This is a genomic window from Alteribacillus sp. YIM 98480 (assembly GCF_009765375.1).
Lineage (GTDB): Bacteria > Bacillota > Bacilli > Bacillales > Marinococcaceae > Alteribacillus.
In genome coordinates this window covers 18,590-44,810 of record NZ_VTOK01000013.1, presented here as the reverse complement: position 1 = coordinate 44,810, position 26,221 = coordinate 18,590, and the positions used below count along the sequence as shown (strand labels likewise).

Annotated in this window: 24 protein-coding genes; 2 read left to right on the top strand and 22 right to left on the bottom strand. The window is 41.0% G+C overall.

Annotated elements, in window-relative coordinates:
* Positions 1 to 149 precede the first annotated feature (149 nt).
* The 3 genes from FZF09_RS16280 to FZF09_RS16270 form a co-directional block, all read right to left on the bottom strand.
* Positions 150 to 1,016: a DegV family protein gene (locus tag FZF09_RS16280; protein ID WP_370514476.1), complete on the bottom strand. Its 867-nt coding sequence runs from the start codon at positions 1,014 to 1,016 to the stop codon at positions 150 to 152.
* 69 nt (positions 1,017 to 1,085) lie between these two features.
* Positions 1,086 to 2,759, bottom strand: coding sequence for a DAK2 domain-containing protein (locus tag FZF09_RS16275; RefSeq protein WP_158737746.1), 1,674 nt, complete (start codon positions 2,757 to 2,759; stop codon positions 1,086 to 1,088).
* Positions 2,760 to 2,821: 62 nt separating this feature from the next.
* Entirely contained in the window at positions 2,822 to 3,184 is a 363-nt protein-coding gene (locus FZF09_RS16270; protein WP_158737659.1) for an Asp23/Gls24 family envelope stress response protein, read from the bottom strand.
* 457 nt (positions 3,185 to 3,641) lie between these two features.
* On the opposite strand from FZF09_RS16270, the gene rpmB reads away from it, so the two are divergent.
* Entirely contained in the window at positions 3,642 to 3,830 is a 189-nt protein-coding gene (rpmB, locus tag FZF09_RS16265; RefSeq protein ID WP_091270303.1) for a 50S ribosomal protein L28, read from the top strand.
* Positions 3,831 to 3,967: 137 nt separating this feature from the next.
* Here the strand turns inward: rpmB and spoVM are convergent, their stop codons facing one another.
* The 15 genes from spoVM to FZF09_RS16190 all read right to left on the bottom strand — a co-directional run bounded on the left by spoVM (position 3,968) and on the right by FZF09_RS16190 (position 20,726).
* A complete protein-coding gene (gene spoVM / locus FZF09_RS16260; RefSeq protein WP_091270301.1) occupies positions 3,968 to 4,048 on the bottom strand; it encodes a stage V sporulation protein SpoVM in 81 nt (26 codons plus the stop codon).
* Positions 4,049 to 4,425: 377 nt separating this feature from the next.
* Positions 4,426 to 5,079 carry a ribulose-phosphate 3-epimerase gene (gene rpe, locus FZF09_RS16255; protein WP_158737658.1) on the bottom strand — a complete coding sequence of 218 codons (654 nt, stop codon included), beginning with the start codon at positions 5,077 to 5,079 and terminating at the stop codon, positions 4,426 to 4,428.
* Positions 5,080 to 5,082: 3 nt separating this feature from the next.
* The gene (rsgA, locus tag FZF09_RS16250; RefSeq protein ID WP_158737657.1) at positions 5,083 to 5,961 is read right to left on the bottom strand and encodes a ribosome small subunit-dependent GTPase A; all 879 of its coding nucleotides are present in this window, start codon (positions 5,959 to 5,961) and stop codon (positions 5,083 to 5,085) included.
* Positions 5,962 to 5,969: 8 nt separating this feature from the next.
* Positions 5,970 to 7,946 carry a Stk1 family PASTA domain-containing Ser/Thr kinase gene (pknB, locus tag FZF09_RS16245; protein ID WP_233269528.1) on the bottom strand — a complete coding sequence of 659 codons (1,977 nt, stop codon included), beginning with the start codon at positions 7,944 to 7,946 and terminating at the stop codon, positions 5,970 to 5,972.
* Positions 7,946 to 8,698, bottom strand: coding sequence for a Stp1/IreP family PP2C-type Ser/Thr phosphatase (locus FZF09_RS16240; protein WP_158737656.1), 753 nt, complete (start codon positions 8,696 to 8,698; stop codon positions 7,946 to 7,948). The genes pknB and FZF09_RS16240 overlap by 1 nt, the downstream gene beginning before the upstream one ends.
* Positions 8,699 to 8,707: 9 nt before the next feature.
* Entirely contained in the window at positions 8,708 to 9,793 is a 1,086-nt protein-coding gene (gene rlmN / locus FZF09_RS16235) for a dual-specificity RNA methyltransferase RlmN (RefSeq protein WP_158737655.1), read from the bottom strand.
* Positions 9,794 to 9,815: 22 nt separating this feature from the next.
* On the bottom strand, positions 9,816 to 11,159 hold the full coding sequence (gene rsmB, locus FZF09_RS16230; protein WP_158737654.1) for a 16S rRNA (cytosine(967)-C(5))-methyltransferase RsmB: 1,344 nt from the start codon (positions 11,157 to 11,159) through the stop codon (positions 9,816 to 9,818).
* Positions 11,149 to 12,096 carry a methionyl-tRNA formyltransferase gene (gene fmt, locus FZF09_RS16225; RefSeq protein ID WP_158737653.1) on the bottom strand — a complete coding sequence of 316 codons (948 nt, stop codon included), beginning with the start codon at positions 12,094 to 12,096 and terminating at the stop codon, positions 11,149 to 11,151. Before fmt ends, rsmB begins: the two co-directional genes overlap by 11 nt.
* Before the next feature lie 70 nt (positions 12,097 to 12,166).
* A complete protein-coding gene (gene priA, locus FZF09_RS16220; protein WP_158737652.1) occupies positions 12,167 to 14,581 on the bottom strand; it encodes a primosomal protein N' in 2,415 nt (804 codons plus the stop codon).
* Positions 14,581 to 15,783: a bifunctional phosphopantothenoylcysteine decarboxylase/phosphopantothenate--cysteine ligase CoaBC gene (gene coaBC, locus FZF09_RS16215; protein WP_158737651.1), complete on the bottom strand. Its 1,203-nt coding sequence runs from the start codon at positions 15,781 to 15,783 to the stop codon at positions 14,581 to 14,583. Before coaBC ends, priA begins: the two co-directional genes overlap by 1 nt.
* 86 nt (positions 15,784 to 15,869) lie before the next feature.
* Complete coding sequence (rpoZ, locus tag FZF09_RS16210) at positions 15,870 to 16,079, bottom strand: DNA-directed RNA polymerase subunit omega (RefSeq protein WP_091582946.1); 210 nt, start codon at positions 16,077 to 16,079, stop codon at positions 15,870 to 15,872.
* A gap of 3 nt (positions 16,080 to 16,082) precedes the next feature.
* Positions 16,083 to 16,697, bottom strand: a complete 615-nt coding sequence (gene gmk / locus FZF09_RS16205; protein WP_158737650.1) for a guanylate kinase — start codon at positions 16,695 to 16,697, stop codon at positions 16,083 to 16,085.
* A gap of 41 nt (positions 16,698 to 16,738) precedes the next feature.
* Complete coding sequence (gene remA, locus FZF09_RS16200; RefSeq protein ID WP_091582941.1) at positions 16,739 to 16,999, bottom strand: extracellular matrix/biofilm regulator RemA; 261 nt, start codon at positions 16,997 to 16,999, stop codon at positions 16,739 to 16,741.
* 85 nt (positions 17,000 to 17,084) lie between these two features.
* Positions 17,085 to 17,966, bottom strand: coding sequence for a YicC/YloC family endoribonuclease (locus FZF09_RS16195; protein WP_158737649.1), 882 nt, complete (start codon positions 17,964 to 17,966; stop codon positions 17,085 to 17,087).
* Between the two features lie 93 nt (positions 17,967 to 18,059).
* Positions 18,060 to 20,726, bottom strand: a complete 2,667-nt coding sequence (locus FZF09_RS16190; RefSeq protein WP_158737648.1) for a calcium-translocating P-type ATPase, SERCA-type — start codon at positions 20,724 to 20,726, stop codon at positions 18,060 to 18,062.
* 348 nt (positions 20,727 to 21,074) lie between these two features.
* Here FZF09_RS16190 and FZF09_RS16185 point away from each other — a divergent pair, with 348 nt between their 5' ends.
* Positions 21,075 to 22,793: an Rqc2 family fibronectin-binding protein gene (locus FZF09_RS16185; RefSeq protein ID WP_158737647.1), complete on the top strand. Its 1,719-nt coding sequence runs from the start codon at positions 21,075 to 21,077 to the stop codon at positions 22,791 to 22,793.
* Positions 22,794 to 23,187: 394 nt separating this feature from the next.
* Here FZF09_RS16185 and pyrE read toward each other — a convergent pair whose 3' ends face one another.
* The 4 genes from pyrE to FZF09_RS16165 are packed head-to-tail and all read right to left on the bottom strand — an operon-like array spanning position 23,188 to position 26,214.
* Entirely contained in the window at positions 23,188 to 23,838 is a 651-nt protein-coding gene (gene pyrE, locus FZF09_RS16180; protein WP_158737646.1) for an orotate phosphoribosyltransferase, read from the bottom strand.
* A complete protein-coding gene (pyrF, locus tag FZF09_RS16175; RefSeq protein WP_158737645.1) occupies positions 23,835 to 24,542 on the bottom strand; it encodes an orotidine-5'-phosphate decarboxylase in 708 nt (235 codons plus the stop codon). The genes pyrE and pyrF overlap by 4 nt, the downstream gene beginning before the upstream one ends.
* Positions 24,539 to 25,456, bottom strand: coding sequence for a dihydroorotate dehydrogenase (locus FZF09_RS16170; protein ID WP_158737644.1), 918 nt, complete (start codon positions 25,454 to 25,456; stop codon positions 24,539 to 24,541). The genes pyrF and FZF09_RS16170 overlap by 4 nt, the downstream gene beginning before the upstream one ends.
* The gene (locus FZF09_RS16165) at positions 25,453 to 26,214 is read right to left on the bottom strand and encodes a dihydroorotate dehydrogenase electron transfer subunit (protein WP_233269530.1); all 762 of its coding nucleotides are present in this window, start codon (positions 26,212 to 26,214) and stop codon (positions 25,453 to 25,455) included. The genes FZF09_RS16170 and FZF09_RS16165 overlap by 4 nt, the downstream gene beginning before the upstream one ends.
* Between the last annotated feature and the right edge of the window lie 7 nt (positions 26,215 to 26,221).

Below are 26,221 nucleotides of genomic sequence, written 5' to 3'. Positions count from 1 at the left end.
CCTGTCGCTGCTTTTTTGCCTAATTTCCAACCACAAACATTCGTGTCTATCATTTTAAAAAACCTCCTGCTGACAGATAATATTGAGAAGTATAAACACGTAAATAAGGACTGACCTGGTTTAAGCATATATCCAGGACAGTCCCCTTATCATTCAGCCGGAGTTACTGAAATTGCAACCGTTCCACGTCCAGTGTGCGCTCCAATGACAGCTCCGATTTTTGTAGTCGTCATTGATTGTGTATTCAATCCGTCTGCCACATTTCGAAGCAGCTGCTCTCCACTTTCCTCTGCTTCTGCATGAGAAACCCCGACATGGACCGGCTGATCTCCGTACTGATTTTTCACCGCTTCCCGAATGACTGCCAATGCCTTTTTTCTTCCTCTTGCTTTGTGGTAGGGGTATACCTGCCCGTCTTCTGTTAAACTTAACACCGGCTTCATTTTCAACAAGGAACCGATTAAAGCTGAAGCTTTTCCAATGCGGCCGTTTTTTTGTAAATATTCGAGTGTATCGACCAAAAAGTAAACGTTTGTATGCTTTAGTAATAATTCAAGTTTTGCCTTACATTCTGACAAGCCTGCACCATTTTGGGCCATTTTCGCAATTTCGACGACTATAATTCCAATGGCATAAGAAGCACGCTTAGAGTCTATAACTTCAACCTTTACAGCGTCTTCCACTTCGTCTGCAGCAAGTGTAGCTGATTGAATCGTACCACTCAATTGAGACGATAGATGAATAGAGAGAATCGTTGTGTCATTTGTATTGTCATTTTCAGCAATACGACGGTAAACTGTTTCAAATTCATACGGGGTAGGTTGAGATGTTGACGGCAAATCGTCCATTTCCTCTAGTTTTTGATAAAAAGACTCAGGTGTTAAATTCACCCCGTCCTGAAATGTCTCATTTCCGATCACGACTTTTAAAGGAATCACTGAAATGTTATATTTTTTTACTAAATCTAACGGAATGTCAGCCGTACTATCTGTTACAATTTTCACGCGTGCCACCATGAATTCCCCTTCCTTGGTGCACAAACAACTGTGCAATTCTGCTCCTTCCGTACAAAAACCACCTTTTTATTATTCTACAGAGATAATATAGGAATATAAGGGCTGACCGCCTTCATGAATTTCGACTTCTACATCTGTATATGCTTTTTCAATAAAAGCGGTAATTTTTTCTTCCAATTTTTCATCGCCGTCTTCTCCTCGAATTAATGTCACAATTTCTGATTCTTCCTCAATCATATTCTCAAGAAGGTTTTTGGTAACTTTTTCGACATCAGACCCTGAGGCTATTATCTCTTTTTCGGCAATAGCCATGTAATCTCCTTTTTTAATCTCCAAACCATCAATAACTGTGTCTCTGACAGCATATGTAACTTGTCCGGTTTTCACTTCTTTTCTGGCAGATTCCATGGCTTGTTTGTTTTCTGAAGCGTCTGCTTCTTCATTAAAAGCAATCAGGGCGCTTAGACCTTGAGGTACCGATTTAGTCGGAATCACTTCAACATGGGAACCAACAACTTCTGCTGCCTGCTCAGCAGCCAATACGATGTTCCCGTTATTTGGCAAGACAAAAATGTGTTCTGCGTTAACCTTTCTTATTGCTGTAACAATATCTTCCGTACTTGGATTCATCGTTTGACCGCCTGCAATTATCTCATTAGCACCCAGACCTCTGAATAAAGCTTCAATACCATCTCCCATCGAGACCGTGACAAATCCATAAGGAGCTGAAACCGGCTCACCTTTTTTCGCTTCTTCCGTACTGATTTGACCAGCGTCTTTTTTTACTTCTTGTTCTTTGTCTGTTGTATTACTTGTGAGGGCCTGATGCTGTTCTCTCATATTTTCAATTTTTACGTGTACAAGACTGCCGTAATGTTGGGCTTTTGATAAAATATCTCCTGGGTATTCTGCATGAATATGTATTTTTACTAAATCTTCATCGCTAACGACAAGTAAAGAATCGCCTAACCGAGCCAGCTCATTTCTGAAAGCGTTTTCGTCAAAACGGTTTTCAAGCAGCTTGTCCTCTTCAAACTTCACCATCACTTCTGTGCAATAACCAAACTCTATTTCTTCTGTTGCCAAATGGGATTGAGCATTTTGGTGATGCTCGACTTTAACAAGTTCATCTAAAGAAGGAGCAGCAGACTCTGCATTGTCTTTTGATGTTTTTCCTTCCAGCGCGTGGAGCATGCCTTCATAAATATATACTAAACCTTGTCCGCCGGAATCTACTACGCCAACTTCCTTTAATACAGGTAAAAGCTCAGGCGTTTCTTTTAAGGAATTGCTCGCTTTTTCTACGACAGATTTCATCCAGTCTATTGGCGTTACATTTAATGTTGTTTCCTTTGAAGCAGATGCATCTTTAGCAACGGTCAATATTGTTCCTTCTACAGGTTTCATGACTGCTTTGTAAGCAGTCGCCACCCCTTCTTCTAAAGCTCGTTCGAGATCCTTTGTTGTTAGTTCTGCGTTTTTTTCCACTGCTTTGGAAAATCCGCGGAAAAGCTGTGAGAGTATGACTCCCGAATTCCCTCTTGCCCCCATTAAAAGCCCTTTAGAAAAAGATTTTGCTACTTCCCCAGCATGATTGCTTGCATTCGTTTTCACTTCTTTTATTCCTGATTGAATCGTTAAATTCATGTTTGTACCTGTATCCCCATCCGGCACAGGAAAAACATTTAGTGCATCTACTTTTTTAACGTTTTTCTTAAGAACAGCTGCTCCTTCTTCAAACATGGAAGCGAGCTGTCTGCCTTCAATTACTTCATTCACTGGAATTTCCTCCTAACTTCCTCTGCCTATGACTGTGTGACCCGTACACCTTGTACATATACGTTCACAGAATCAACGGTTAAACCGAGCATTTGCTGGAGCTGGTATTTTACTTTACTTTGAACATTATAAGCGACTTCAGAAATTTTAGTACCATAGCTTACGATAATATACATATCTATATGAATTCCTTCATCAAGTTCACGAATGACTACACCGCGAGAAAAGTTATCCCGGCCGAGCATTTCAGATAAACCGTCTTTGATTTGTTTTTGGGATGCCATACCGACAATTCCATAACAATCAACGGCTGCGCCTCCGGCAATAGTAGCTACAACTTCTCTTGAAACATCTATCGAACCTAGTTGTGAATTCATTTCAATCGTCATGATTAAGCCTCCCTTTACCGTTTCCTTCAATTGGCTAAGATTATTTTACTATACTCTTCCTTTTTTTGAAAGGTCGTAAGAAAAGCGTAAGCGCCAAGTAATAAGGAAGTTTAGCTAAAGTGCAGGACACAGCACCTGCAGCAACCATTTACATCCAAACTTCTGGCATTGAAGCTAGAAAAGCTCGACGCAAAATGTTTATATGTTTATAAGTGAATGAATTTCATCATTTATTTCTATATCATTATAAACGAGCATGATATAAAACTTCCTCGTTATCGTTCACATTTTCGCTGCAGGCGGACGCTTTCCGCTACAATCGATATGTTGAAAAAATATAGATGTTAAAATAAATCCTTTTGGAAAAAACCTATGATTGCAATGGTGTTGGTGCTATGCTAAAATATGAAAGTATGCTTTGATACTGAAAGATGGAATGTATAAGGAGGTGCATGTCATGGCACGTAAATGCTACGTGACAGGCAAGGGACCGAAATCCGGTCACAACCGTTCTCACGCAAACAATGCTACAAAACGCCGCTGGGGATCTAATGTTCAAAAAGTTCGCATCATGGTTGATGGAAAACCAAAACGTGTTTATGTTTCTGCCCGCGCTCTCAAATCAGGCAAAGTTCAGCGCGTGTAATACAATACGTGTAAATGAAAATAAGATGCAAAAATAACCCCGGACTATCCCTATTATCTGTGGAATGGTGCCGGGGTTATTCATTGTTCAATGGATAAACTATTCGTTTTTAGTTTACATAACATTATTATAAACAACTACTCTTTTTTTATAGTACCGATAACGGCGCGTACAAATCCTCCCAGGAACTTAGGCAGTTTAATAGTATAGAATTTCATTATAACTCCTCCTCTTTCCTTTACTATAATGCGGCACGCGCCGCTTCCCTAAAGCCCTTTTCCGCATGGTTAAAGCCCATATTTCTCAGGCATCGTTTTTCCCAAATGAGATTCTTTTATATGTATATTCAGGAACTTTAAAATAGTACATAGAAAATCTTGAAAAATAATAAAAGCACGATTGCTTCGTCTTTATATGCTTCGAGTATAAATGCTTAAATAAGGGTTGGAGGGCCTCTATAAATTTTAAATCTGAATCAAAATCTTCCCTGTAAAAATTTCATAGCATAAAGGAGAAGAGTGAATTAGGAGCCTTTTCTTACAACAAAGAACCGCTCCTGCCTCGGAACGGTTCCCTTTGCCTCCGTATCACATATCTATTCAGCAGACCCACGAATTTCTTCTATTGCTTTTTGCCGATCTGCATGTTTGTACACAGCCGAGCCTGCTACCAAAACATTGGCCCCAGCAGTTCTGCAAGAAGCAGCCGTTTCTTTGTTGACGCCGCCATCGACTTCAAGTTCTGCATCATGTCCAAGCTCTGACAACATGTTTTTTACTTCTTCGATTTTTGCCACAACTTCCGGGATAAAAGCCTGTCCTCCAAAACCAGGATTTACGGTCATTAATAAAATGAGATCAACTTCTTTTAAAATATGTTTTATAGTTTCCGCAGGCGTTGCCGGATTAAGCACTACCCCAGCTTTCGCTCCGTGTTCTTTTATAAGGTGAATAGTCCGGTGTAAATGCCGGCAGGCTTCCACATGGACGGAAATGATGTCAGCACCTGCTTTGGCAAAATCAGCAACGTAACGATCTGGTTCTTCAATCATTAAATGAACGTCAAGCGGAAGTTCTGTATGAGGACGAACCGCTTGTACAATAAGCGGTCCAATTGTAATATTCGGCACAAAATGGCCGTCCATCACGTCTATATGAATATAATCAGCTCCACCTTTATCTACATCAATAATTTCTTCTTTTAGTTGAGAAAAATCAGCTGACAAAATGGATGGTGCTACTTTAACCATGTATTAATACCTCCGATGATCGAAAATCTCTTTATAAAATTGAATATAATGTTCATAACGATAGGAAGGAATGTCCCCATTTTCTAAAGCTTGTTTCACTGCACATCCAGGCTCTTTTCGATGGGTGCAGCCACGAAACTTACAATCAGGCAGTCTTTCTTTCATTTCAGGGAAACAGACATCGAGATCGTCCTCGCTGATAGACTTAAAATCGAGCGAGCTAAAACCTGGAGTGTCAGCAATCCAGCCGTTGTGCATAGAAAGAAGTTCAACATGTCTCGTTGTGTGTTTACCTCTTCCTAGATGAGAAGAAATTTCAGCTGTTTTTAACTGTAAAGAACGATCCAAGTTGTTTAAAAGGGTCGATTTACCAACACCAGATTGACCTGCAACAATGGAGATGCTGCCTTCTAAGAGGGGAGGAAGCTGTTCTATCCCGTCCCCGCTTTTTCCCGACATAAAATAAAACGCATATCCTATATCTTTATAGTCTTGTTGAAATGCCATCAGTTCCTGTTCGCGCTTTTCTTTTACTAAATCCATTTTATTAACTACAATAATAGACTCAATATCTGAGGATTCCATATGAATAAGAAAACGATCGAGCAAAAGAGACGAGAATGCTGGTTCCTCTGCTGAAAACACGAGCAAAGCCTGGTCTACATTAGCTACTGGGGGACGGATCAATTCATTTTGCCGTTCAACAATTTCGTAAATATAACCTTCTTCTTTTTGTTCTGCTTCAAATCTTACATTGTCACCAACGAGAGGTTTAATTTTTTGTTTTCTGAATAACCCTCTCCCCCGGCATTGGAAGACACCTTGTTCATTTTCTACATAATAAAATCCGCTCAGTGATTTTACGATGATTCCTTCCTCCATAAATCCTCCTATTCATCCCCATAATTAAAAGTATTCGATTGGACTTCTTCATCATCGACATAAAGCTTGTAATACCCATCCGTTTCAGGAGTAACTTCGAGCGGTACCCGGTACGTTTTTGTTTCTGAAATCGTTTCTTCTGTAAAAGTGGTCTCTCCTTCAGTGGTTGCATCTTCATAAACGATACGAATATCGAAAGACTGGCCTTCTTCTTCCTCGCTTTCTTCCACTTCTACCGGAATGACAGCCTCGATTTGTTCGGTTTCATTTTCTTCCGCAGGTTCTTCTTCGGGCCCTTCCGAAATCACAAACGCAATTTCATCTCCCTCTGTAACCGTGGTGTAAGGTCCTGGAGAATGTTCAATGACGCGGCCGCTATTGATCTCATCTGAATGTCGAGTTTCAAAACTTCCGTTTAAGTTGTTATTTTCTAAATATTTTTCCACCGCATCCTTCGATTCACCTTCTAAATTGTCTAAGGAAAACTCTCGTTCTGTACTATATGTCAAATAAACTGTTGTTTCCTCCGCTACGACGCTTTCCCCTGCTTTTGGCGTTTGTTCAATGATACGATCAGGGGGATACTCTGATGTTTCAGAGGCAGTGTATTCCACCTCATTGTAATCACTTAGCATATCTTCTGCCTGGTCCCGGTCTACTCCCTCTAGATCAGGCATTTCCACTTCCTCTTGTCCATCACTGACATATAAGGTAACCGTACTGTCGATTTTTACAGTGGAACCGCCTCTTGGATCTTGGCCGACTACAAAGTTTTCCTCCACTTCATCGTCATAAACATTTTCCACTTCAGCCTCTAAACGTGCTTGTTCTATTTCTTGTACCGCCTCATCTTCTTCCATGTTTTGAACTTCAGGAACTTCAGCTTCATCTACTTTAAGCCAATCAGGAAGAATAGTAAATGCAGCAGCTGCAGCTCCAATGAGAAACAATAAAATGAAAAACAGTATCCATCCCCAGCGCTTTCTTTTTTTCTTAGGGGGAGGAGCTTGATTATCAATATTATTATTATGAACCGTCGTCGCTTCGGAAGGAGCTACTTTTGTTTCTTCTGCAAATCCATCCTCATCTTTTATAATTGGGACGGCTTTTGTAGCATCCTCATCTTCAGGAAGAATATAAGGGGCTTCATTACGGCGTTCCATCGAAAGAACGGTTTTTAAATCGTCCTGCATCGTGAAAACACTATCAAACCGTTCAAGTGGATCTTTCACTGTTGCTTTTAAAATAACATTTTCTAGGCTTTGCGGCAGTCCCGGTCTTTTTTCAGATGGAAGCGGCAATGGTTCTTGTAAATGCTTTAATGCAATACTAACCGCGGAGTCACCCGTGTAAGGGAGTGATCCGGTCACCATTTCATAAAGTACAACCCCGAGTGAATAAATATCCGACTGCGCTGTAATACGGCCGCCTTTTGCTTGTTCTGGCGATAAATAATGAACGGATCCCATAACCGAATTCGTATGCGTGATTGTTGCTGCTGAAGCTGCTCTCGCTATACCAAAATCCGTTACTTTTGCTTCTCCGTTATGATTTATTAAAATATTATGCGGCTTTATATCCCTGTGTACAATTCCATTGGCATGGGCATGCCCGATTGCGCCTAAAATTTCATTCATAAGGCCGACCGATTGTTCTAACGGGAGAGGCCCTTGCTGCTGGATTTTTTCTTTCAGTGTTTCTCCTTCAATATATTCCATTACAATATAATAAAGGTTTTCTTCTTCTCCTACATCGTAAATATTAACGATATTTGGGTGTGCCAGACTGGTTGCAGCCTGCGCCTCTCGGTGAAACCGCCGGATAAATTCTTCATCCGTGTTGTATTGCGGCTGAAGAACTTTTACCGCAACGGAGCGTTCTAATATTATATCTTGCGCTTTGTAGACGTGAGCCATACCGCCCCCGCCTATTTTGTCCTGAATTTGATACCGTTCACTTATTCTTTTGCCAATCAGGTCAGACATTACATCATCCCCTCTTCAAGCGGGACATTTATCACAACAGCAAGAGTGATGTTATCTTCTCCCCCTCGTTCATTGGCAGTATGTATAAGAATCTTGGCACTGTCATCTAGAGATTGCTTACTGCACAGCTCCTGTTTTATTTCTTCATCTGTTAGCTTATTTGTTAATCCATCAGAACAAAGGATAACAGCATTTCCTTGATTCCATTCCAAGGCCATTTTTTCACTTTTGATAATAGGTTCTGTCCCCAGTGCCCTTGTTAAAATGTTTTTGCGCGGATGATTTTCTGCTTCTTCTTCTGTCAATTGACCGCTTTTTTTCAATTCGTTTACTAGCGAATGATCTTGTGTTTTAAGCTGCAATGCCTGTTCCGTTAAAAGATACGCTCTGCTGTCGCCAACATGGGCAATTACTATAAAGGACGGCGTACAGACCGCCGCAACTAAGGTTGTTCCCATTCCTTGCAAATGACTATTTTCCTTTGCTTTGTCAAATACTTTCTGATTCACTTCGTCTATTTTAACACTCAGCCATTCTCCGGCCTCCTCTGGGGTAAGAGACTTTTCTAATGACTCCCATGCTTGGCTCAGCAAATCTGTTGTCATTTTACTTGCAATATCCCCGGCTTGGTGGCCTCCCATTCCGTCGGCCACCACTGCCAGGTACTCCCCTGCTTTGTTTATAAAAATTCCGCCTGCATCTTCATTATGATCCCGAACCTTACCGGCATCGGTTAAAAATACGGTATCCACAGATAGGGTTCACCTCGTTTCTTGTTTGCGTTCCTTCGCGCGAAGCTGCCCGCATGCTGCATCGATGTCGTGTCCTTGTTCACGCCGGATTGTAACGTTTACGCCGTGCTCTTTCAACGTTCGTTCAAAAGCAAAAATATCATTTTTGCTCGTTCTCACATAATCACGCTCAGGAACGTAGTTAACAGGAATCAAATTCACGTGGCATTTCAATCCTTTAATCAATTCTGCAAGTTCTTCAGCATGTTCGACTTGATCGTTCACGCCGCCAAATAGACCATATTCGAAGGTTATACGTCTGTTCGTTTTTTTCTGGTAATAACGGATGGAGTCCATTAATTTATCAAGCGGCCAGGCGCGGTTGACTGGCATAAGCCGGCTGCGTATTTCTGTATTCGGTGCATGAAGTGAAATTGCAAAGTTAATTTGCATGTTTTCATCAGCAAAATCATAAATTCTCGGAACGACACCACTAGTTGACACGGTAATATGACGGGCGCCAATGTTTAACCCTTTATCATGATTAATCACTTTTAGAAAAGAAATCAGTTCATCATAATTGTCAAATGGTTCCCCGATCCCCATGATTACTACCGAATCTACACGCTCCCCTTTTTCATCTAGTGCCCGCTGTGCTTCCAAAACTTGAGCTGTAATTTCACCAGCTTCTAAATTTCTCTTTAACCCGCCAAGTGTGGAGGCACAAAACGTACAGCCAAGCCGGCAGCCTACTTGCGTTGTTACACATACGCTATTTCCATAGTTGTGTTTCATGACCACCGTTTCAATTGTGTATCCATCTTGCAGTTCAAATAATAATTTCACCGTTCCATCAGATGATTCCTGTCTAGTGGCTTCTTTTAATGCCGTTATCGAAAACGCATCTATTAATTTTTGGCGCAGTGTTTTCGATAAATTTGTCATTTCTTCGAAGCTTTCTACTCTTTTTTGGTACAGCCACTCGAAAATCTGATCTGCACGAAATGCTCGTTCTTGCTGTTCTTTCAGCCAATCTTGAAGCTGTTCAAATCGCAACGTGAATATGGATGTTTTCCCAGGCGCTTCGGCTTTTACTTTTTTCTTTAACTGCTGCATGACTATTCTTCCTTTCAAATGTTTATAAATCCTGCTTTTTTAACAAAGCCATAAAAAAACCGTCTGTACCAAATTGCTGAGGTAAAATGGTGCCTTCTCCATTTTCGGCTTTCAGCGTATTTACTAAAAATTCATTTCGTTCTCTTTTAAACGACGAGTTGTTTTGGCTTAAAAACGCCTCCACTACGTCTTCATTTTCTGCTTTTCTTACCGTACAAGTGCTGTAAACAAGCATCCCGCCAGGTTTCACCAATTTTGAGGCTTCTGCTAAAATGTCCGCTTGAATTTTCGGGAAACGTTCTAAGTCTTTTTTTTGCTTCTGCCACTTTAATTCAGGTTTTCGTCTTATAACACCAAGACCACTGCAAGGAGCATCAACAAGTACTCTGTCGAACTGTTGGTCGACATGAGCTGTCAGCTCTCTAGCGTCCATGGCTTTTGCTTCAATAATAGATATGCCAAGACGTTTTGCTTGTTCCTCAATTAATTTTATTTTTTTCTTATGAAGATCAAATGCATTAATGGTACCCTTATCTTTCATACGTTCGGCCAAGTGCGTCGTTTTTCCTCCAGGAGCTGCACAAGCGTCCAATACCTTCATTCCAGGTTCAGGCTGAAGCAACCTTGCCACGAGCATAGAGCTTTCATCCTGTATCGTAACATATCCATTTTTATACGTTTCTGTTGTGATGACACTTCCTGAAGTAATAATAAGGGCATCAGGAGAGAGAGCGCCTTCTTCGATTTGGCAGCCTTCTTCGAGCAATTTGTTTTTTATTTCTTCTTTTGTCGATTTTGACAGATTTACCCGCACAGTTAAAGGAGGAGGTTCTAAATTTGTTAGAGCCATTGCTTTTGCTTCTTTTTCCCCATAAGCTGCTATCCAGTCTTCTAGAAGCCATTCTGGATGGCTCGTTTCGATCGCCAGCCGTTCTAAGCCTGACAATGTATCTGTGCGCGGCAAACCTTTTCGCTGAATCGAACGAAGAACACCATTCACCAGGCCGCTTATTCCTTTATGTCCTCGCTTTTTCGCGATATTGACAGCTTCATGAATAATCGCTCTATCTGGCACCCGGTCTAAATACACAAGCTGATACACGGAAAGACGAAGCAGCTGCAGAACCCAGGGTTCTATCGACTCTACTCCGTCTTTTAAAAAGGGAGTTAAATAAAAATCAAGCGTATTCTTTCGTTTTATCGTGCCATAGACAAGCTCTGTAAGCAAAGACTCATCTTTTTTTGAAACTTGTCCATGACTTAATACATGATTTAAAAGCAAATGGCTGTAAGCCCCTTCTTTTTCAATTCGCTGAAGAAGATCTAATGCTTTTTCTCTTACGTTTTTATTAGAATTATTGGTCATTATTAAATTGCTCTCCTGTTTTAAAACCGTGATTTCCTCTTAAAAAGTCAGCAGCTTTCATTCGTTTTTTTCCGGATGGCTGGATTTCTTTTATATCAATGGATTGTTGATCTCCTGTTTTTACGATAATACCATCTTCTTTTACCGTCTCAATGGTCCCAGGCTGCTGTTCATCCGAAGAAGATCGCACTTTTTTTGCTTCCCATATCTTAAACGGTTTGCCGTTGTAGGTTGTATAAGCCACCGGCCAAGGATTCATACCGCGTATATGGTCATAAACTGCTTGTCCTGGCATGTTCCAATCAATTTTTTCCTGACCGCGCTGAATATTGGGAGCAAACGTTGCTTCCTGCTCGTTTTGTGCTATAGGTGCAAGTTTTCCTTGTAAGAGATCTGGCAGTGTTTCTAATAATAAATCCCTGCCGGCAATGCTTAATTTATCGTGGAGTTTTCCTGTTGTGTCGGTATCAGTTATTTCAACTTCTTTTTGTGTTAAAATATCCCCTGCGTCTAACTGCTTTACCATATACATGATCGTGATGCCTGTCTTACTTTCACCGTCAATAACGGCTTGATGAATCGGTGCTCCTCCTCTGTACTTAGGAAGCAGAGAAGCATGGACATTAACCGCACCGTGAACAGGAGCTTCGAGAATGGATTCTGGCAGGATTTGTCCAAACGCAGCTGTTATTATTAAGTCTGGTTCAAGATTTAGAATTTCCTCCACATTTTCTTTCTTTTTTAGTGTTTCCGGCTGCAGCACTCTTAAACCGTGTTTAAGGGCTTCTTCTTTAACTGGAGGAGGAGTGAGCGTTTTTTTTCTTCCCTTCGGACGGTCCGGCTGGGTAACAACTGCTTCAATCGTATACCCTTCTTCCACTAACCCTCTTAAAATGGGAACAGAAAAATCGGGAGTTCCCATAAAAATAATTTTCATCCTATCCGTCCTTTCTTTTCTTTCTTCATAAAAGGAGCCCCGCGATTAGAATCAGCAGCGGGGCTTTATGCTACATGAACATTTGCGGGTTCATATCGATGGAAATAAATAATTTATCAGTTGCCATTTCTTTTTGATACCGGTTTGCTATTTTATTTAAGATACTCGTTAAATCTGGCTCATTTCTGTATTTTATCATGCATTGATACCGATATCTATCTTTAATGCGGGCAATAGGTGAAACAGTCGGCCCGAGTACTTTTGTTTGAGGAGAAAATGAGCTTCTCAGAAAAGAAGCAATTTTTTCTGCAGTCTGCATCACTTTCACAACATCTTCATGAGCAATCGTCACAAGAGCTAAGTAATAATAAGGAGGATAACCGCTTCGTTTTCTATGTCCCATTTCTTCTAAGCTGAAGGCTTCATAATCATGGGTTTTTGCATGCTCGATACTATAATGGTCTGGCGTATACGTTTGAATGACGACTTCTCCAGTCAGCTTATCCCTGCCAGCCCTGCCGCTTACTTGTGTTAAAAGCTGAAACGTTCTCTCCGATGCTCTGAAATCAGGTAAGTGAAGCATCGTATCAGCTGCTAACACTCCGGCTAACGTAATTTTTGGAAAATCAAGACCTTTTGCTATCATTTGTGTTCCAAGTAAAATATCGGCTTCCCCATTTCCAAATGCTTGCAGCAGCCTTTCATGAGACCCTTTTTTTGAGGTTGTATCCACATCCATTCTTATGACTCTTGCTTCAGGCAGCAGCTTTGTCAGCTCTTCTTCTACCTTTTGTGTTCCTGTACCAAAAAAGCGGATATGTTCACTTTCACAAGCAGGGCAAGTTGTCAACATAGGCTCTTCATACCCGCAATAATGACATTTCAGCTTTCGCTGGGTATGATGATAAGTAAGCGTAATCTCACAGTGAGGGCACTCTGCGGTGTAGCCGCAATTGCGGCACATGACAAAGGTAGAATATCCGCGCCTGTTTAGAAACAATACCGCTTGTTCGTTTCTGTCCAGCCTACTTTTTAGCTTTTGCAGCAGAAGTTCTGAAAAAGCAGAACGGTTACCCTTTCTTAGTTCCTTTCGCATATCGACGATGTTTACTTCTGGCATAGCTATATTATTTACACGTTCTTTTAATTCAAGCAATTCATAAACGCCCCGTTTTGCTCTTGCATAAGATTCTAACGAAGGAGTGGCGCTTCCTAAAATGACCGGGCACTTATGATAACTCCCTCTCCAAATCGCAATGTGACGGGCGTGATACCTGGGGTGGTCTTCTTGTTTGTAGCTGCCTTCGTGCTCTTCATCTATAATAATTAAACCTAATTTTTCAAAAGGTGCAAATACAGCCGAACGTGCTCCCACTGCTACTTGTACTTCTTTTCGATGGATTTTTCTCCACTCATCGTATTTTTCTCCTGCAGACAAAGCGCTGTGAAGAACCGCTACTTTAGAACCGAATCTTCCTTTAAAACGCTTCACCATTTGCGGGGTAAGTGAAATTTCAGGTACAAGAACGATGGCTTCTTCCCCTTTTTCCAGAACTTTTTCAATCGCTCGCAAATAAATTTCCGTTTTACCGCTGCCTGTAACCCCGCGCAGCAAAAAAGTCGTATCTTGGTTATGGTCAACAGCAGTTCGGACGGGAGCGAGCACATGTTTTTGCTGATCGGTCAACTCAGGGCTGGGATCAGGCTCAAACGAACGGTCGCTATATGGATCTCGGTATTCTTCGAGCTCTTCTAAAAATAACATTTCTTTTGCTATTAGCTGCTGCATCGTATATTTAGAGATTTGTAAAGTATCTGTTACTTCTTTTATAGGTATTGGTTCATCCGGATAGTTCATTTGTACCCATTCCATAACAGCTATTTGCTTTTTAGCCCTGTTTCCTAAAATATCAGCGAAACGGACGTCTCGGTATTGTGGATTCATACGTATGGATTGGATGGTTTTCTTTTTGGTTTTGTCTTTCACCAGATAATCTACTTCAATTTCGTCTTTTTCCACCGCTTGTTTGATTGACGAAAAAATTCCTTTTTCGTTAGGAAGAGTGTTCCAATCTACTGATGATTTACCTGCAAATACAGCTTGAAGCGAAACAGGAAGGTATTGTTCCTTTATCCTAAGTTTTAAAACCTTTTTTGGTTTGGCTCGTATGGCTGAAGGAATCATGGATTGCAAGGCGGTGATAAGAAAGCAGACGGTCTCTTCAGCAAGCCATTGCCCGAGCTGTAACATTTCATTTGTTAAAACGGGATAAGGATCAAGCATTTCAGAAATCGGCTTCACTCTGTCCAGTTCCGTATTTTCCGTGATTTCCCATATAAAACCTTGAATCTTTCTCGGCCCGAATGGAACGATCACCCGCATCCCTGGTAATATTAAATCGATCAGTTCTTCAGGTATACGGTAGTCAAAAGCCTTATTCGTTTGACCTGCAGCGACATCTACAATTACTTTTGCATACATCATTAAGCGTCCTTTATTAACATATTTTCTATTCGTGCAAGAATTTCTTTTGCTGTTTCCGTTTTTGTCATTAACGGTACATCTTCTGGATGTTGCTCTCGTTGCACAATAATGACTCTATTGGTTTCGGAACGAAATCCAGCGTCTTCTGAAGTAATGTTATTAGCAATAACCATATCAAGATTTTTGCGTTCTAATTTGTCTTTCGCATATTCAACTATATTGTTTGATTCAGCAGCAAATCCAATTAACAATTGATGAGTTTTTTTCTTCCCTAATTCGGCTAAAATGTCTTTTGTACGTTCCATAGGAATGTCCATATCACCATTTTGCTTTTTTGCTTTTTGAGCGAGAATGGTTTTTGGTTTGTAATCAGCGACAGCGGCTGATTTCACAACAATGTCCATAGAGGAATAAATTTTGGTAACTTCATTATACATTTCTTCGGCTGTTGTGACGTTTATCCTTTTTACTCCTGAGAGATCATCCAGGTGAACCGGCCCTGCAATAAGGGTAACATCTGCTCCCTTTGCTGCAGCTTCAGCAGCAACCGCAAATCCCATTTTTCCAGTCGATGGATTCGTAAAAACGCGGACCGGATCGACATATTCATAGGTTGGCCCTGCTGTAACCAGCAGCTTTTTCCCCGCTAATGGAGTATGATCTTTTTCTTCTGCTTCCAGGAAATCTACTATTTCATCCGGTTCTGCTAAACGTCCTTTGCCTGTCCATCCACAAGCTAGATATCCATCACCTGGTTCAATGAAAGTACAATTGCGTTCTTTCAGCGTATTCATGTTCTCCATTACAGCCGGATGCTGATACATATTTACATTCATCGCAGGAGCAAAATAAACCGGACACGTCGCAGCTAGAAACGTTGTTGAAAGCATATCGTCGGCAATCCCATGTGCTGCTTTCCCAATGACATTTGCGGTGGCCGGTGCAATAATGAAAAGGTCTGCCCAGTCGGCTATATCAATATGAGCGACTTTTTCGGGATCTTTTTCAGCAAACGTATCATCATATACTCTTTCCCTAGTTAGAGCTTGAAACGTTAACGGTGTGACAAATTCTTTTGCGTGCTCTGTCATAATGACTTTTACCGAAGCACCGGCCTGGGTTAATTTACTTGCTAGAGCTGCTGCTTTAAAGGCAGCAATACCACCGCTTACACCTAATAAAATATGTTTATGTTGCAGCATAAATATTCCTCTCCATTTATGTGTTATTTTCAAAACGTTCTCGGAAGTAAAACAACAACCTATAAGTATTATAGGTTGTTGTTATCTTAAGATCCCTCTGTATGTTTATAACCTAACTTTCCATGCTCGATCTCTTCAAGAGCGATGCCAACCAATTTTGATGATTCATAATCATCAATCAGCGGGTCAGCTTCTTCCATTTCTTTTAAGTCACGGGCACGCCGTGCAGAAATAGTGACCAGTGTATACTTTGAATCAATGTGCTTCATTAACGTATCAATAGAAGGATATAACATGAACTATTCAACCTCCGCTAATTGTTTATATTTTTCTATTAAACGGTCTTTTTTGCAATGTTCTGCTGTTACAATCGCTTGAATTCGATTCACTGCTTTATCTACTTCATCGTTTTCTACAACATAATCATAGTTTTCCATCATCTCTAATTCTTCACGAGCGACTGTCATTCTTTTATTAATCAAGTCTTCGTTTTCCGTACCTCTTCCAACAATACGGCTGCGCAATTCAGCAAGGCTTGGCGGCATTAAAAAGATAAATATACCTTCTGGGTATCTTTCTTTTACTTTTTTGGCACCTTGCACTTCAATTTCAAGAATAATGTCTCTTCCTTTTTCTAGTGTCTCTTCTACGTAATCAAGCGGTGTGCCGTAATAATTATCTACGTACTTTGCCCATTCAAGCAGTTTGTTTTCTTCAATCATCTGCTCAAATTCCTGCTTTGTTTTAAAGAAATAGTTTACTCCATCTGCTTCTCCTTCACGAGGTTGTCTTGTTGTAGCAGAAACAGAATATTCTATCTCCGTATCCACGCCGCGCAGGGCATTACACACTGTCCCTTTTCCCACGCCAGCTGGTCCGGATAAAACAATCAGCAGCCCTTTTTCATCTTTCATTCTTTCCAACGCCTTTCTTGCCAAAATCCAATCAAATGTTGTTAGTCGTCTGACATATCATCTTTTGTATTTAAACGCTGTGCAACCGTTTCCGGCTGTACAGCAGATAAAATCACATGATCACTGTCTGCAATAATAACTGCTCTTGTTCTTCTGCCATACGTAGCATCAACGAGCATATTTCTATCCCTGGCTTCCTGAATAATACGTTTAATAGGAGCTGACTCAGGACTAACAATAGAAATAATACGATTAGCTGATACAATGTTACCAAAACCGATGTTTATAAGTTTAATGTTCACTAGTATCCCTCACTTCATCCGGAGCGACAGCTACGCTCTATTTTTACCACTTAACTATAAATATATACGAAAATGCGTTCGCTGGCTACTCTATATTCTGTACTTGTTCTTTAACTTTTTCTAGTTCACTTTTTAAATCTACCACGAGATGGCTTAGTGATGCATTATTTGCCTTTGACCCGATTGTATTGATTTCCCTGTTCATTTCCTGCCCTAGAAAGTCTAATTTCCTTCCTTTCGCTCCATCCGCTTCCAGAGAGAGAATAAACTGATCATAATGAGAAAAAAGCCGGGTTAACTCTTCGTCAATGTTGATTTTTTCTGCAAAAAATGCAACTTCTTGCAAAAGCCGGGTTTCATCTGGTTCATACTCACCGTCGATATATTCTCTTATCCTTTCATACAGACGTTCTCGGTAAAGAGAAACGACTTCTGGTGCTTGTTCTTGTAGCTGTGAGGTTAGATGGTGCATGTTTTCAATCCGTTTTCTCACATCGTTTTGAAGCCTTTTTCCTTCTTCAACTCTCATCTTGTGAAGTTCATTCGCTGCTTTTGAAACAGCTTTCTCAATGGCTTCTTGCCACTCTGCTGACATTTGTGGACTCTCTTCGATTGCAGCAATATCAGGATGAAGCAAAAAATCTTGCAGCCTTAACTGAGATTCGAAAACATCTAGCCGATCCAGCTCTTCAGCTTGATCTATATATTGGTTTAAAAGAGACCAGTCCACATTTACCTCTTTTGTAGATGGTGAAATGCCTTCTAATGTTATAAAAACGTCTATTTTTCCACGTTCCACCTTGTCTAACACACACTTGCGCAGGCGGTCCTCCAAAGAAAGCAGCTGCCTGGGCATTCGAAATTGTATATCACAAAATCGGTGGTTAACTGATTTTATTTCAACTAGAATACTTCCGCCGTCCTGCTCTAGAATTGCACGGCCATATCCTGTCATACTCACTGACATGTCTATCACACCCGCTTATCCTATTCTAACTAATTTTACCACCTGCCACAAGCGAATGAAAAGGGGAAGCGGCTCAATCCCATAATTTTTTTCTTACGAGGCTTTCGCTTTTCTTACATTAGTCTGACCAAAAAGCGTCTTACCTGCAAGTGCAAAGGTCGGTATAGAAGCAAGTGCAAGAACGAGCGCCCATTCCATTACACTAAGGGGAGTGGTATGAAAAATCGGCTGGAGCATTGGCGTGTATATAACAAGTAAGAGTAAAAAAATTGATGATAAAACAGCGGCTGTTAAATATTTATTTTCAAATGGATTTCTATCAAAGATTGTCTGATTGGTACGGCAATCAAAAACATGGATAAGCTGAGCCATCACAAGCGTAGAGAAAGCAATCGTCTGTGCTCTAATTAAATCATCCGGCTGTTCATGTAAAGCTGTCATAAACCCAAGTAATGTCACACACCCAATTAAAAACCCTCTAGAGATTATTTTCCATCCCATTCCACGAGCAAAAATACTTTCTTTCGCAGATCTAGGCGGCCGTTTCATTACATTGTTTTCCGGCTGATCGAGTCCTAGAGCCATGGCCGGCAGTCCATCTGTAATTAAATTAATCCATAAAATTTGTATAGCTACAAGAGGAAGCGGCATTCCAAGCATAACAGCAAAAAGCATAACTAATATTTCTCCAACATTAGAAGCAAGCATATAACGAATGAACTTGCGGATATTTTCATAGATATTGCGGCCTTCTTTGATTGCCGAGCGAATAGTAGAAAAATTGTCGTCGCGTAATATGAGAGCCGAGGCTTCTTTTGCTACATCGGTTCCTGTTTTCCCCATCGCAATTCCAATATCGGCAGATTTAAGAGCAGGGGCATCATTTACTCCGTCACCTGTCATCGCAACAATGTGTCCCTGTTTCTTTAAAACATTTACAATATTTAATTTATCTTCCGGACTAACGCGTGCAAACACGTATGCTCGCTGCATCAGATTTTGTTTTTCTTTTTCGGATGCTTGGTTCCACTCTTTTCCGGTAATAACAAGACCATACTCTGGCAGTAATCCGATGTCTTTTGCAATCGCAGCTGCTGTATCTTTATGGTCTCCTGTAATCATAATTGTTTTAATACCAGCTTGACGGCATTCCATAATCGCATCTTTTGCTTCCTGGCGGGGAGGGTCGATCATCCCCTGCACTCCAAGTAAAATAAGATTTCTTTCGGCAGCATCGGCATTATTGACGGTCTCTCCTGCTTTTAGCGGCCGATATGCAACCGCAATCGTACGCAATGCTTTATTTGCCATATATCCAATCGTCTGCTTCACTTCATTTTTCTTATAAGTGGATAACCTTTCTATTCGTCCGTTTGTATCAATATGAGAAGCTCGTTCAAGCAAAATATCGGGTGCTCCTTTCGTAATAATAAAAGATTCACCCTTCTTGTTTTTCACCAGTACAGACATACGCTTTCGTTCCGAATCAAACGGGAAATCACGTTCCACTTTATGAATAGATAAAAGCGTGTTAAGTTCAATCCCGCACGAAGCAGCCGCTTCTAGTAAAGCGTTTTCTGTCGGATCTCCCTTCATATCACTGTTAGATTCGGTTTGTGAATGAGTCGAATCAATTGCAATTTGAGTACAAAGTGCACCGTACGTTAATAGTTTTTCATTTTTTGTTTTCTGAAAGGACTTTTTTGGTTTTCGAAGCGACAGCCCGCTTCCATCCCATAACGCCGTCACTTTCATTTTATTTTGAGTCAGCGTGCCTGTCTTGTCCGAACAAATAACCGAAGCACAGCCCAGGGTTTCTACCGCTGGCAGCTGTCTTACAATCGCATTTCTTTTTATCATGCGCTGAACACCAAGTGCTAACACAACGGTCACAATAGCGGGCAGTCCTTCAGGAATCGCTGCAACTGCAAGCGACACCCCGGAGAGAAACATTTTGTACATAGGCTGTCCTTGCATAATACCAAGCACAACTACTAATCCTGTAAGAATAAGCGCCCCTGTAATTAACATCGTTCCTAAGTGAGCAAGTCGTCGTTGCAGAGGGGTTTCATTTTTTTCTGAAGAGCTGAGTAAATGAGCGATCTTTCCCATCTCTGTCTTCATTCCTGTAGCTACTATAACTCCAGTCGCATACCCTTTTGTAATCAATGTACCCGCAAACACCATATTTTGTTTTTCGCCAATAGAAATATCATCTTCCTTTAAAACATCCGCTGTTTTTTGGACAGGGAAGGATTCACCTGTTAAGGCTGATTCTTCTGCAGTTAAACCGTTCGCTTCGAGCAGACGAATATCAGCACTTACTTTATCCCCGCCGGTAAGCTTTACTATATCTCCAGGTACTGCTTCCATCGAAGGTATCGTTTTCCATTGGCCGTTTCTTCGCACAGTTATTGTAGGAGATGCCAATTCTTTTAAAGCATCAAGAGACTTTTCCGCTTTATTTTCTTGAATAAAACCGAGAATCCCATTCATAATGACAATAAAAATAATCGTAATTGCGTCAATGTATTCTCCCAACGCAGCAGAAATAGCAGTTGCCCCTAACAGGATGAGAATCATAGTATCCTGGAACTGGTTTAAAAATAAAAGCCAGCCTGGTACCTTTTTCTTTTCTTCGAGTGTATTTGGTCCTACTTGTTTTAAACGAGCTTTAGCCTGTCCATGATCTAATCCTGTTCCGGCAGTGACTTGTAATATGTGTTCCAGTTTTTCTTTTGGTTGCTGATGCCAGTTCATTCCATCCCTCACCCCTGGTTAAACGTATCAACACATCATATTCAGACAAGCCGCAATTCATGCTATACTAATTAGAAAAGCATGAGTGGCTCGTGCAGAGGTGCGTCCTAGTGTCAACACTGAACCGGTTTTCAGTGAATGTGTTAACTTTTGCTTGTAAACAACCATTTCTCGCCGAGTCTTATTGACGAATGCCCTAGTATTGCTTATACTTTGATTCTTTAACAAAGTTCCTAAAGTAAAAAAGAAGCGCTTTCGTTGGTTTAAACGGTTAAATCAGCTTCACATATTCTGCACAGGGCGTTCCGAGATGCTTTCTTAGTATTAGAGAGAGGATGTACTATACATATGTCTTTTGATGGAGTCATGACAAGAGCGGTTATTCATGAATGCGAACAGTATTTATTAAACGGCAGAATAACAAAAATCAAACAACCATATAAAACAGACCTGCTTTTAACTATTCGGGCAAATCGAAAAAATCAACAGCTGTTAATATCGGCAAATCCCAGCTTTTCAAGAATGCATTTGACCAATGCTTCCTTTGACAACCCTGCCGAGCCGCCCATGTTTTGCATGCTGCTTCGCAAACATATTGAGGGCGGGTTTATCAGGGAAATCAAACAAAATGAAATGGAGAGAATCGTCACTTTTGTGATAGAAGGAAAAAATGAAATCGGAGATGTGTCGATCAAGCATTTAATTATTGAAATTATGGGCAAACATAGCAACATTATGCTTGTAGAGCAAGACTCCAATCAAATTTTGGACAGCATGAAACATCTGCCTCCTTCTGTAAACAGACACCGGACGATATTACCTGGCAGAGAATACATTGAACCGCCAAAACAGTATAAAGCAGATCCATTAGCAGCAGATGAAAATGAGGTCCTTCGAAAACTCGACAGCAACCAAGGAAAAATCGACCGTCAGCTTGTCCAAGCTTTCACTGGACTTTCCCCGCAAACGGCTAAAGAAATTGTTCACCGCGCCGGACTTGGCAGTACGGAAAAAATCGCTGCTTCGTTTACGGATATAATGAAAAACGTTAAAGAGCATCACTACTTTCCTCAAATAATAAGCTCAGACGGAAAAGAATACTATTCTGTTATAGAGTTAACATACCTAAAAGGCAGCACAAAATTATTCGATTCTGTCAGTGAACTGCTCGACCGTTTTCATTCTGGAAAAGCAGAAAGAGATCGTGTAAAACAGCAGGCTCATGACTTAGAACGACTTTTACGAAATGAATGGCAAAAAAATAAGAAAAAGATTAAAAAGCTTGAAAAAACGGTGCAGCAAGCCGAAAAAGCCCATGATGCCCAAAAGTACGGAGAATTGCTCACTGCGAACCTGCATTTAATCAAAGGAGGAGAAAAAGAAATAGAGGTCATAGATTATTACGATGAAAACGGCGGAACTCTTATTATACCTCTTGATCCGGAGAAAACTCCTTCAGAAAACGCACAATCTTTTTTCCGTAAATACAATAAAGCGAAAACTTCTCTTGAAATGGGAAAAGAACAAATCAAGCAGACAAAAGAGGAAATGGTTTATCTTGAACAATTAATTCAGCAATTAGAGTCTGCTGCTCCTTCTGATATTGATGAAATTAGAGAAGAACTTTCTGAACAAGGTTATGTGAAAAAACGGACAAAAAAAGCCAAGAAAAAAAATAAACCAGCAAAACCGGTTCTTGAAAAATATGTGTCTAATGACGGCACCGAAATATTGGTAGGAAAAAATAACAAACAAAATGAATATCTTACGAGCCGAGTCGCTCATAAAGAAGATACATGGCTGCATACAAAAGAAATCCCCGGCTCGCATGTTGTCATCCGCAGTGATTCATTCAGTGAACAAACGCTCTTAGAAGCAGCGAATATCGCCGCGTATTATTCCAAAGCGAAAGATTCAGCTTCTGTTCCGGTTGACTATACAAAAATTAAGCACGTGAGGAAACCTAACGGCGCAAAACCCGGATTTGTCACCTATGAACAACAGTCTACTGTCTTTGTGACACCAGATGAGGATTTGATATTAAAACTGCGGGACGCTAGCAGCTAAACTCGTTTAAATAAAAGTCAGCTACAAATGGTGGGATATTAGCGTATCAAAAAAATTAATCCATTGACTTATTGTGGAAGCATTTCGTTTCGTGAAGAATGTGATTAATCAACGCTTCTTGCTCACGAAAAAACTAAGGCTTCCAATTCCGCGCACAGAACAGGACGTTTGCGAACTTGTAGAAGTTCCTTAGATCCGTCGTCAATACCCCCGCGTCTTATGGGCATTGACGACATTAGCACGTCCTATGCGTTGATGGGTATTTTCCATTGACGAACCGAAGGAATCTCGAGCGAGTAGGCGCTTGCGCTAGACATGTAAAACGCCAACTATTTATAATTTCTTACCTTTCAAAAAGAGTGTGAAATAAATTTCACACCCTCATGTATATAATCTATTTACTGGACGAAACGCTCGCTTTCAACCAATTTTCACTTTCAGGATTTTTCCGCCACATTTCCAGTCTTGTATATTGCTGTTCCGTTATATATTGGTCCTCCAGAGCTGCCTCAAGCAATGTTTCGTAATCTGTCAGTGTATGAGTTTTCAAGTTAGCATCGCTTAGCATACTTTTCCCTTTTTCTAAGCCATAAGTGAAAATAGCAGCAGTTCCTAACACTTCTGCTTTTTCTGCCTGCAAAGCTTCTTGTACTTTAATGACACTTCCCCCTGTGGAGATAAGATCCTCTACAATGACTGCTTTGGCACCTTCTTGAAGAACACCTTCGATTTGGTTTCCTTTTCCGTGCGATTTCGAAGAACTGCGCACATAAATCATCGGAAGTCCCATTTTATCAGCAACCAAAGCAGCATGAGGAATTCCGGCAGTCGCTGTGCCGGCAATAACATCTGCTTGTGGGTATTCTTTTTCAATTAAAGCTTTTAACCCTTCTGCAATCCTTTGACGAAGGGGAGGGTAGGAAAGGGTTAATCTGTTATCACAATATATCGGTGACTTTATTCCTGATGACCAGGTGAAAGGTTCATCTGGTTTTAAGCTGACTGCTTCTATTTTTAATAATTCTTGTGCTAACCATTGTTTCATGTTTCATTCCTCCACTGCTTTTTCATTTCGTTGTATTGCTGATACGGGCTGTCGGCACGCGTTATGCTTCTTCCTACAACGATGGCGTCACTTCCGAGCTCGCTTGCTTCACCCGGGGTTACTACCCGTTTTTGATCATCTGCACTATTGTTTGAAAGTCTAATACCAGGGGTGACACAAGCAAAATCGGAGCTGACATGTTGTTTAATAAACGGCGCTTCATGTGCAGAACAAACAACGCCTTGAAGTCCGGCTTGCTTTGCATTAGCCGCATAATGAATGACGGTGTCCTGCAGTGATTTTTCAATAGCAAGTTCGTTTTTCATCATTTTCTCAGACGTACTTGTCAGCTGGGTCACAGCAATACAGTCAGGAGTTTTGTTATTCGCTCCAGAAACTAATCCCTCTCTAGCTGCTTCCATCATTTTTATGCCGCCGGACGCATGTACGGTCATTAAATCTACCTGTAAGGAGGCGAGCTGCTTCGCTGCTGCTTTTACTGTGTTCGGTATATCGTGAAGCTTTAGGTCTAAAAACAGCTGATGACCTACCTCTTTCCACTCTTCAACTAATGCTGGACCTTCTCGGTAAAATAATTCCATTCCTACTTTAAGAAATAATTTTTCGTTCCCAAAAGAAGTGAGAAATGCATTTGCTGATTGCTTGTCCTTGAAATCCATTGCTATAATTAACGGCTTATTCAAAAAGAATTCACTCCTTTTTGCCGGAGCTCCTGAATATTTTCCAATCCTTTAGCTTTAGCGTAATCTTCTAGCTCATCAATTAACTCGGGGCAAATAAATGGGTTGGTGAAATTGGCTGTTCCCACTGCTACAGCATCTGCACCTGCAATTATAAATTCAATAATATCATTAAGTGTTGAAATGCCGCCCATCCCGATAATTGGAAGTTCTGTTTGCTTTCGAACTTCATGAATCATTCGAATCGCAATCGGCTTAATTGCCGGTCCTGACAGGCCGCCGGATTCATTTGCAAGCAGCGGTTTACCTGAGTGAATATCTATTTTCATCCCTGACAACGTGTTGATCATGGATAAACCATCCGCTCCAGCTCGTTCAACTGCTTGAGCTAACACAGTGATATCGGTAACGTTGGGAGAAAGTTTAACATAAACCGGGCAGGTGGACACCGCTTTGACACGTCTTGTTAGTTCAGCGGCAAGATCTGGATCCGTGCCAAATGCAATCCCGCCTTCTTTTACGTTCGGACAAGAAATATTCAGTTCTAATGCCCCTACTTGGTTTGTCTCAGAAAGGTCAGCTGCTACTTCCTCATAATCTTCCATCGTCGTACCAGCAATGTTTGCAAGCAATGGCGTGTCGTACGTTTCAAGCCAGCTTAACTTTTCTGAAATAACTTTATCAAGGCCTGGGTTTTGCAAGCCAATCGCATTAAGCATGCCTGCTGGTGTCTCTGCTACCCTTGGCGTTTCGTTTCCAAATCTGGGATGATTCGTCGTTGCTTTTAAAGCAATTGCTCCCAGTTGGTTTAAATCATACAAATTAGCAAATTCTTCTCCAAATCCAAAACAGCCAGAAGCAGGCATTATAGGGTTTTTCATGGTTAAACCGGGCAGATTTGTTTGAAGACGGGTCATAGTACCACCTCTCTCCACGGAAATACAGGGCCATCACTGCAGACTTTCCGGTATTCGCTTCCCCCTGGGTCATTTTGCGTGTGACAAACACAGGCAAAGCAAGCACCGATCCCGCAGCCCATTCTCTCCTCGAGTGAAAGGCTGCCTTGTGCATTTGGGTAGTTTTCTTCTAGTGCTTTTAACATAGGTGTTGGTCCGCAGGCATATAACCGGTCAAACTGTAATGATTCGTTATCAATCACATCAGTGACTAACCCTTTACTGCCGGCACTGCCATCGATGGTGCTCACATACACCTCTCCGGCTTCTTTAAACCTATTTTCATAAAAAACGGATGCCGCGTCAGCAAATCCTAGAACCGTAGTGACCTTTACGCCCCTTTCAAAAAGCGCCAGAGCAAGGGAGTAAAGCGGAGGAACACCAACGCCTCCGCCGACAATTAATGCCGTTTCTTCTTGTTTCGTTTCGTCTATTGAAAAACCGTTTCCAAGCGGGCCAAGAACATCCACGGAATCATTTTCTTTACGCTCTGATAAAAGCGTCGTACCTTCTCCTTCTGTCCGGTAAATAATCGTCAGTTCATTATTTTGTTTATTGTTATTACAGATGCTGATCGGACGACGAAGTAAAGGCACAGGCTGTGCTGAAGGTTTAATATGCAAAAACTGACCTGGTGCTGTGATCTCCTGCACTATTTCTCCCTGCAGTGTCATTTCAAATATATTTTCGGCAATTTCTCTATTGGAGCGCACGATCATGTCTTCT

What these genes read in the sequence shown, in the direction of transcription:
- FZF09_RS16280 (WP_370514476.1), bottom strand. Translation starts at nt 1,016, where the DNA reads ATGGTGGCACGCGTGAAAATTGTAACAGATAGTACGGCTGACATTCCG.
- FZF09_RS16275 (WP_158737746.1), bottom strand. Translation starts at nt 2,759, where the DNA reads ATGTTTGAAGAAGGAGCAGCTGTTCTTAAGAAAAACGTTAAAAAAGTA.
- FZF09_RS16270 (WP_158737659.1), bottom strand. Translation starts at nt 3,184, where the DNA reads ATGACGATTGAAATGAATTCACAACTAGGTTCGATAGATGTTTCAAGA.
- rpmB (WP_091270303.1), top strand. Translation starts at nt 3,642, where the DNA reads ATGGCACGTAAATGCTACGTGACAGGCAAGGGACCGAAATCCGGTCAC.
- spoVM (WP_091270301.1), bottom strand. Translation starts at nt 4,048, where the DNA reads ATGAAATTCTATACTATTAAACTGCCTAAGTTCCTGGGAGGATTTGTA.
- rpe (WP_158737658.1), bottom strand. Translation starts at nt 5,079, where the DNA reads ATGGTTAAAGTAGCACCATCCATTTTGTCAGCTGATTTTTCTCAACTA.
- rsgA (WP_158737657.1), bottom strand. Translation starts at nt 5,961, where the DNA reads ATGGAGGAAGGAATCATCGTAAAATCACTGAGCGGATTTTATTATGTA.
- pknB (WP_233269528.1), bottom strand. Translation starts at nt 7,946, where the DNA reads ATGTCTGACCTGATTGGCAAAAGAATAAGTGAACGGTATCAAATTCAG.
- rlmN (WP_158737655.1), bottom strand. Translation starts at nt 9,793, where the DNA reads ATGCAGCAGTTAAAGAAAAAAGTAAAAGCCGAAGCGCCTGGGAAAACA.
- rsmB (WP_158737654.1), bottom strand. Translation starts at nt 11,159, where the DNA reads ATGACCAATAATTCTAATAAAAACGTAAGAGAAAAAGCATTAGATCTT.
- fmt (WP_158737653.1), bottom strand. Translation starts at nt 12,096, where the DNA reads ATGAAAATTATTTTTATGGGAACTCCCGATTTTTCTGTTCCCATTTTA.
- priA (WP_158737652.1), bottom strand. Translation starts at nt 14,581, where the DNA reads ATGATGTATGCAAAAGTAATTGTAGATGTCGCTGCAGGTCAAACGAAT.
- coaBC (WP_158737651.1), bottom strand. Translation starts at nt 15,783, where the DNA reads ATGCTGCAACATAAACATATTTTATTAGGTGTAAGCGGTGGTATTGCT.
- rpoZ (WP_091582946.1), bottom strand. Translation starts at nt 16,079, where the DNA reads ATGTTATATCCTTCTATTGATACGTTAATGAAGCACATTGATTCAAAG.
- gmk (WP_158737650.1), bottom strand. Translation starts at nt 16,697, where the DNA reads ATGAAAGATGAAAAAGGGCTGCTGATTGTTTTATCCGGACCAGCTGGC.
- FZF09_RS16195 (WP_158737649.1), bottom strand. Translation starts at nt 17,966, where the DNA reads ATGTCAGTGAGTATGACAGGATATGGCCGTGCAATTCTAGAGCAGGAC.
- FZF09_RS16190 (WP_158737648.1), bottom strand. Translation starts at nt 20,726, where the DNA reads ATGAACTGGCATCAGCAACCAAAAGAAAAACTGGAACACATATTACAA.
- FZF09_RS16185 (WP_158737647.1), top strand. Translation starts at nt 21,075, where the DNA reads ATGTCTTTTGATGGAGTCATGACAAGAGCGGTTATTCATGAATGCGAA.
- pyrE (WP_158737646.1), bottom strand. Translation starts at nt 23,838, where the DNA reads ATGAAACAATGGTTAGCACAAGAATTATTAAAAATAGAAGCAGTCAGC.
- FZF09_RS16170 (WP_158737644.1), bottom strand. Translation starts at nt 25,456, where the DNA reads ATGACCCGTCTTCAAACAAATCTGCCCGGTTTAACCATGAAAAACCCT.
- FZF09_RS16165 (WP_233269530.1), bottom strand. Translation starts at nt 26,214, where the DNA reads ATGATCGTGCGCTCCAATAGAGAAATTGCCGAAAATATATTTGAAATG.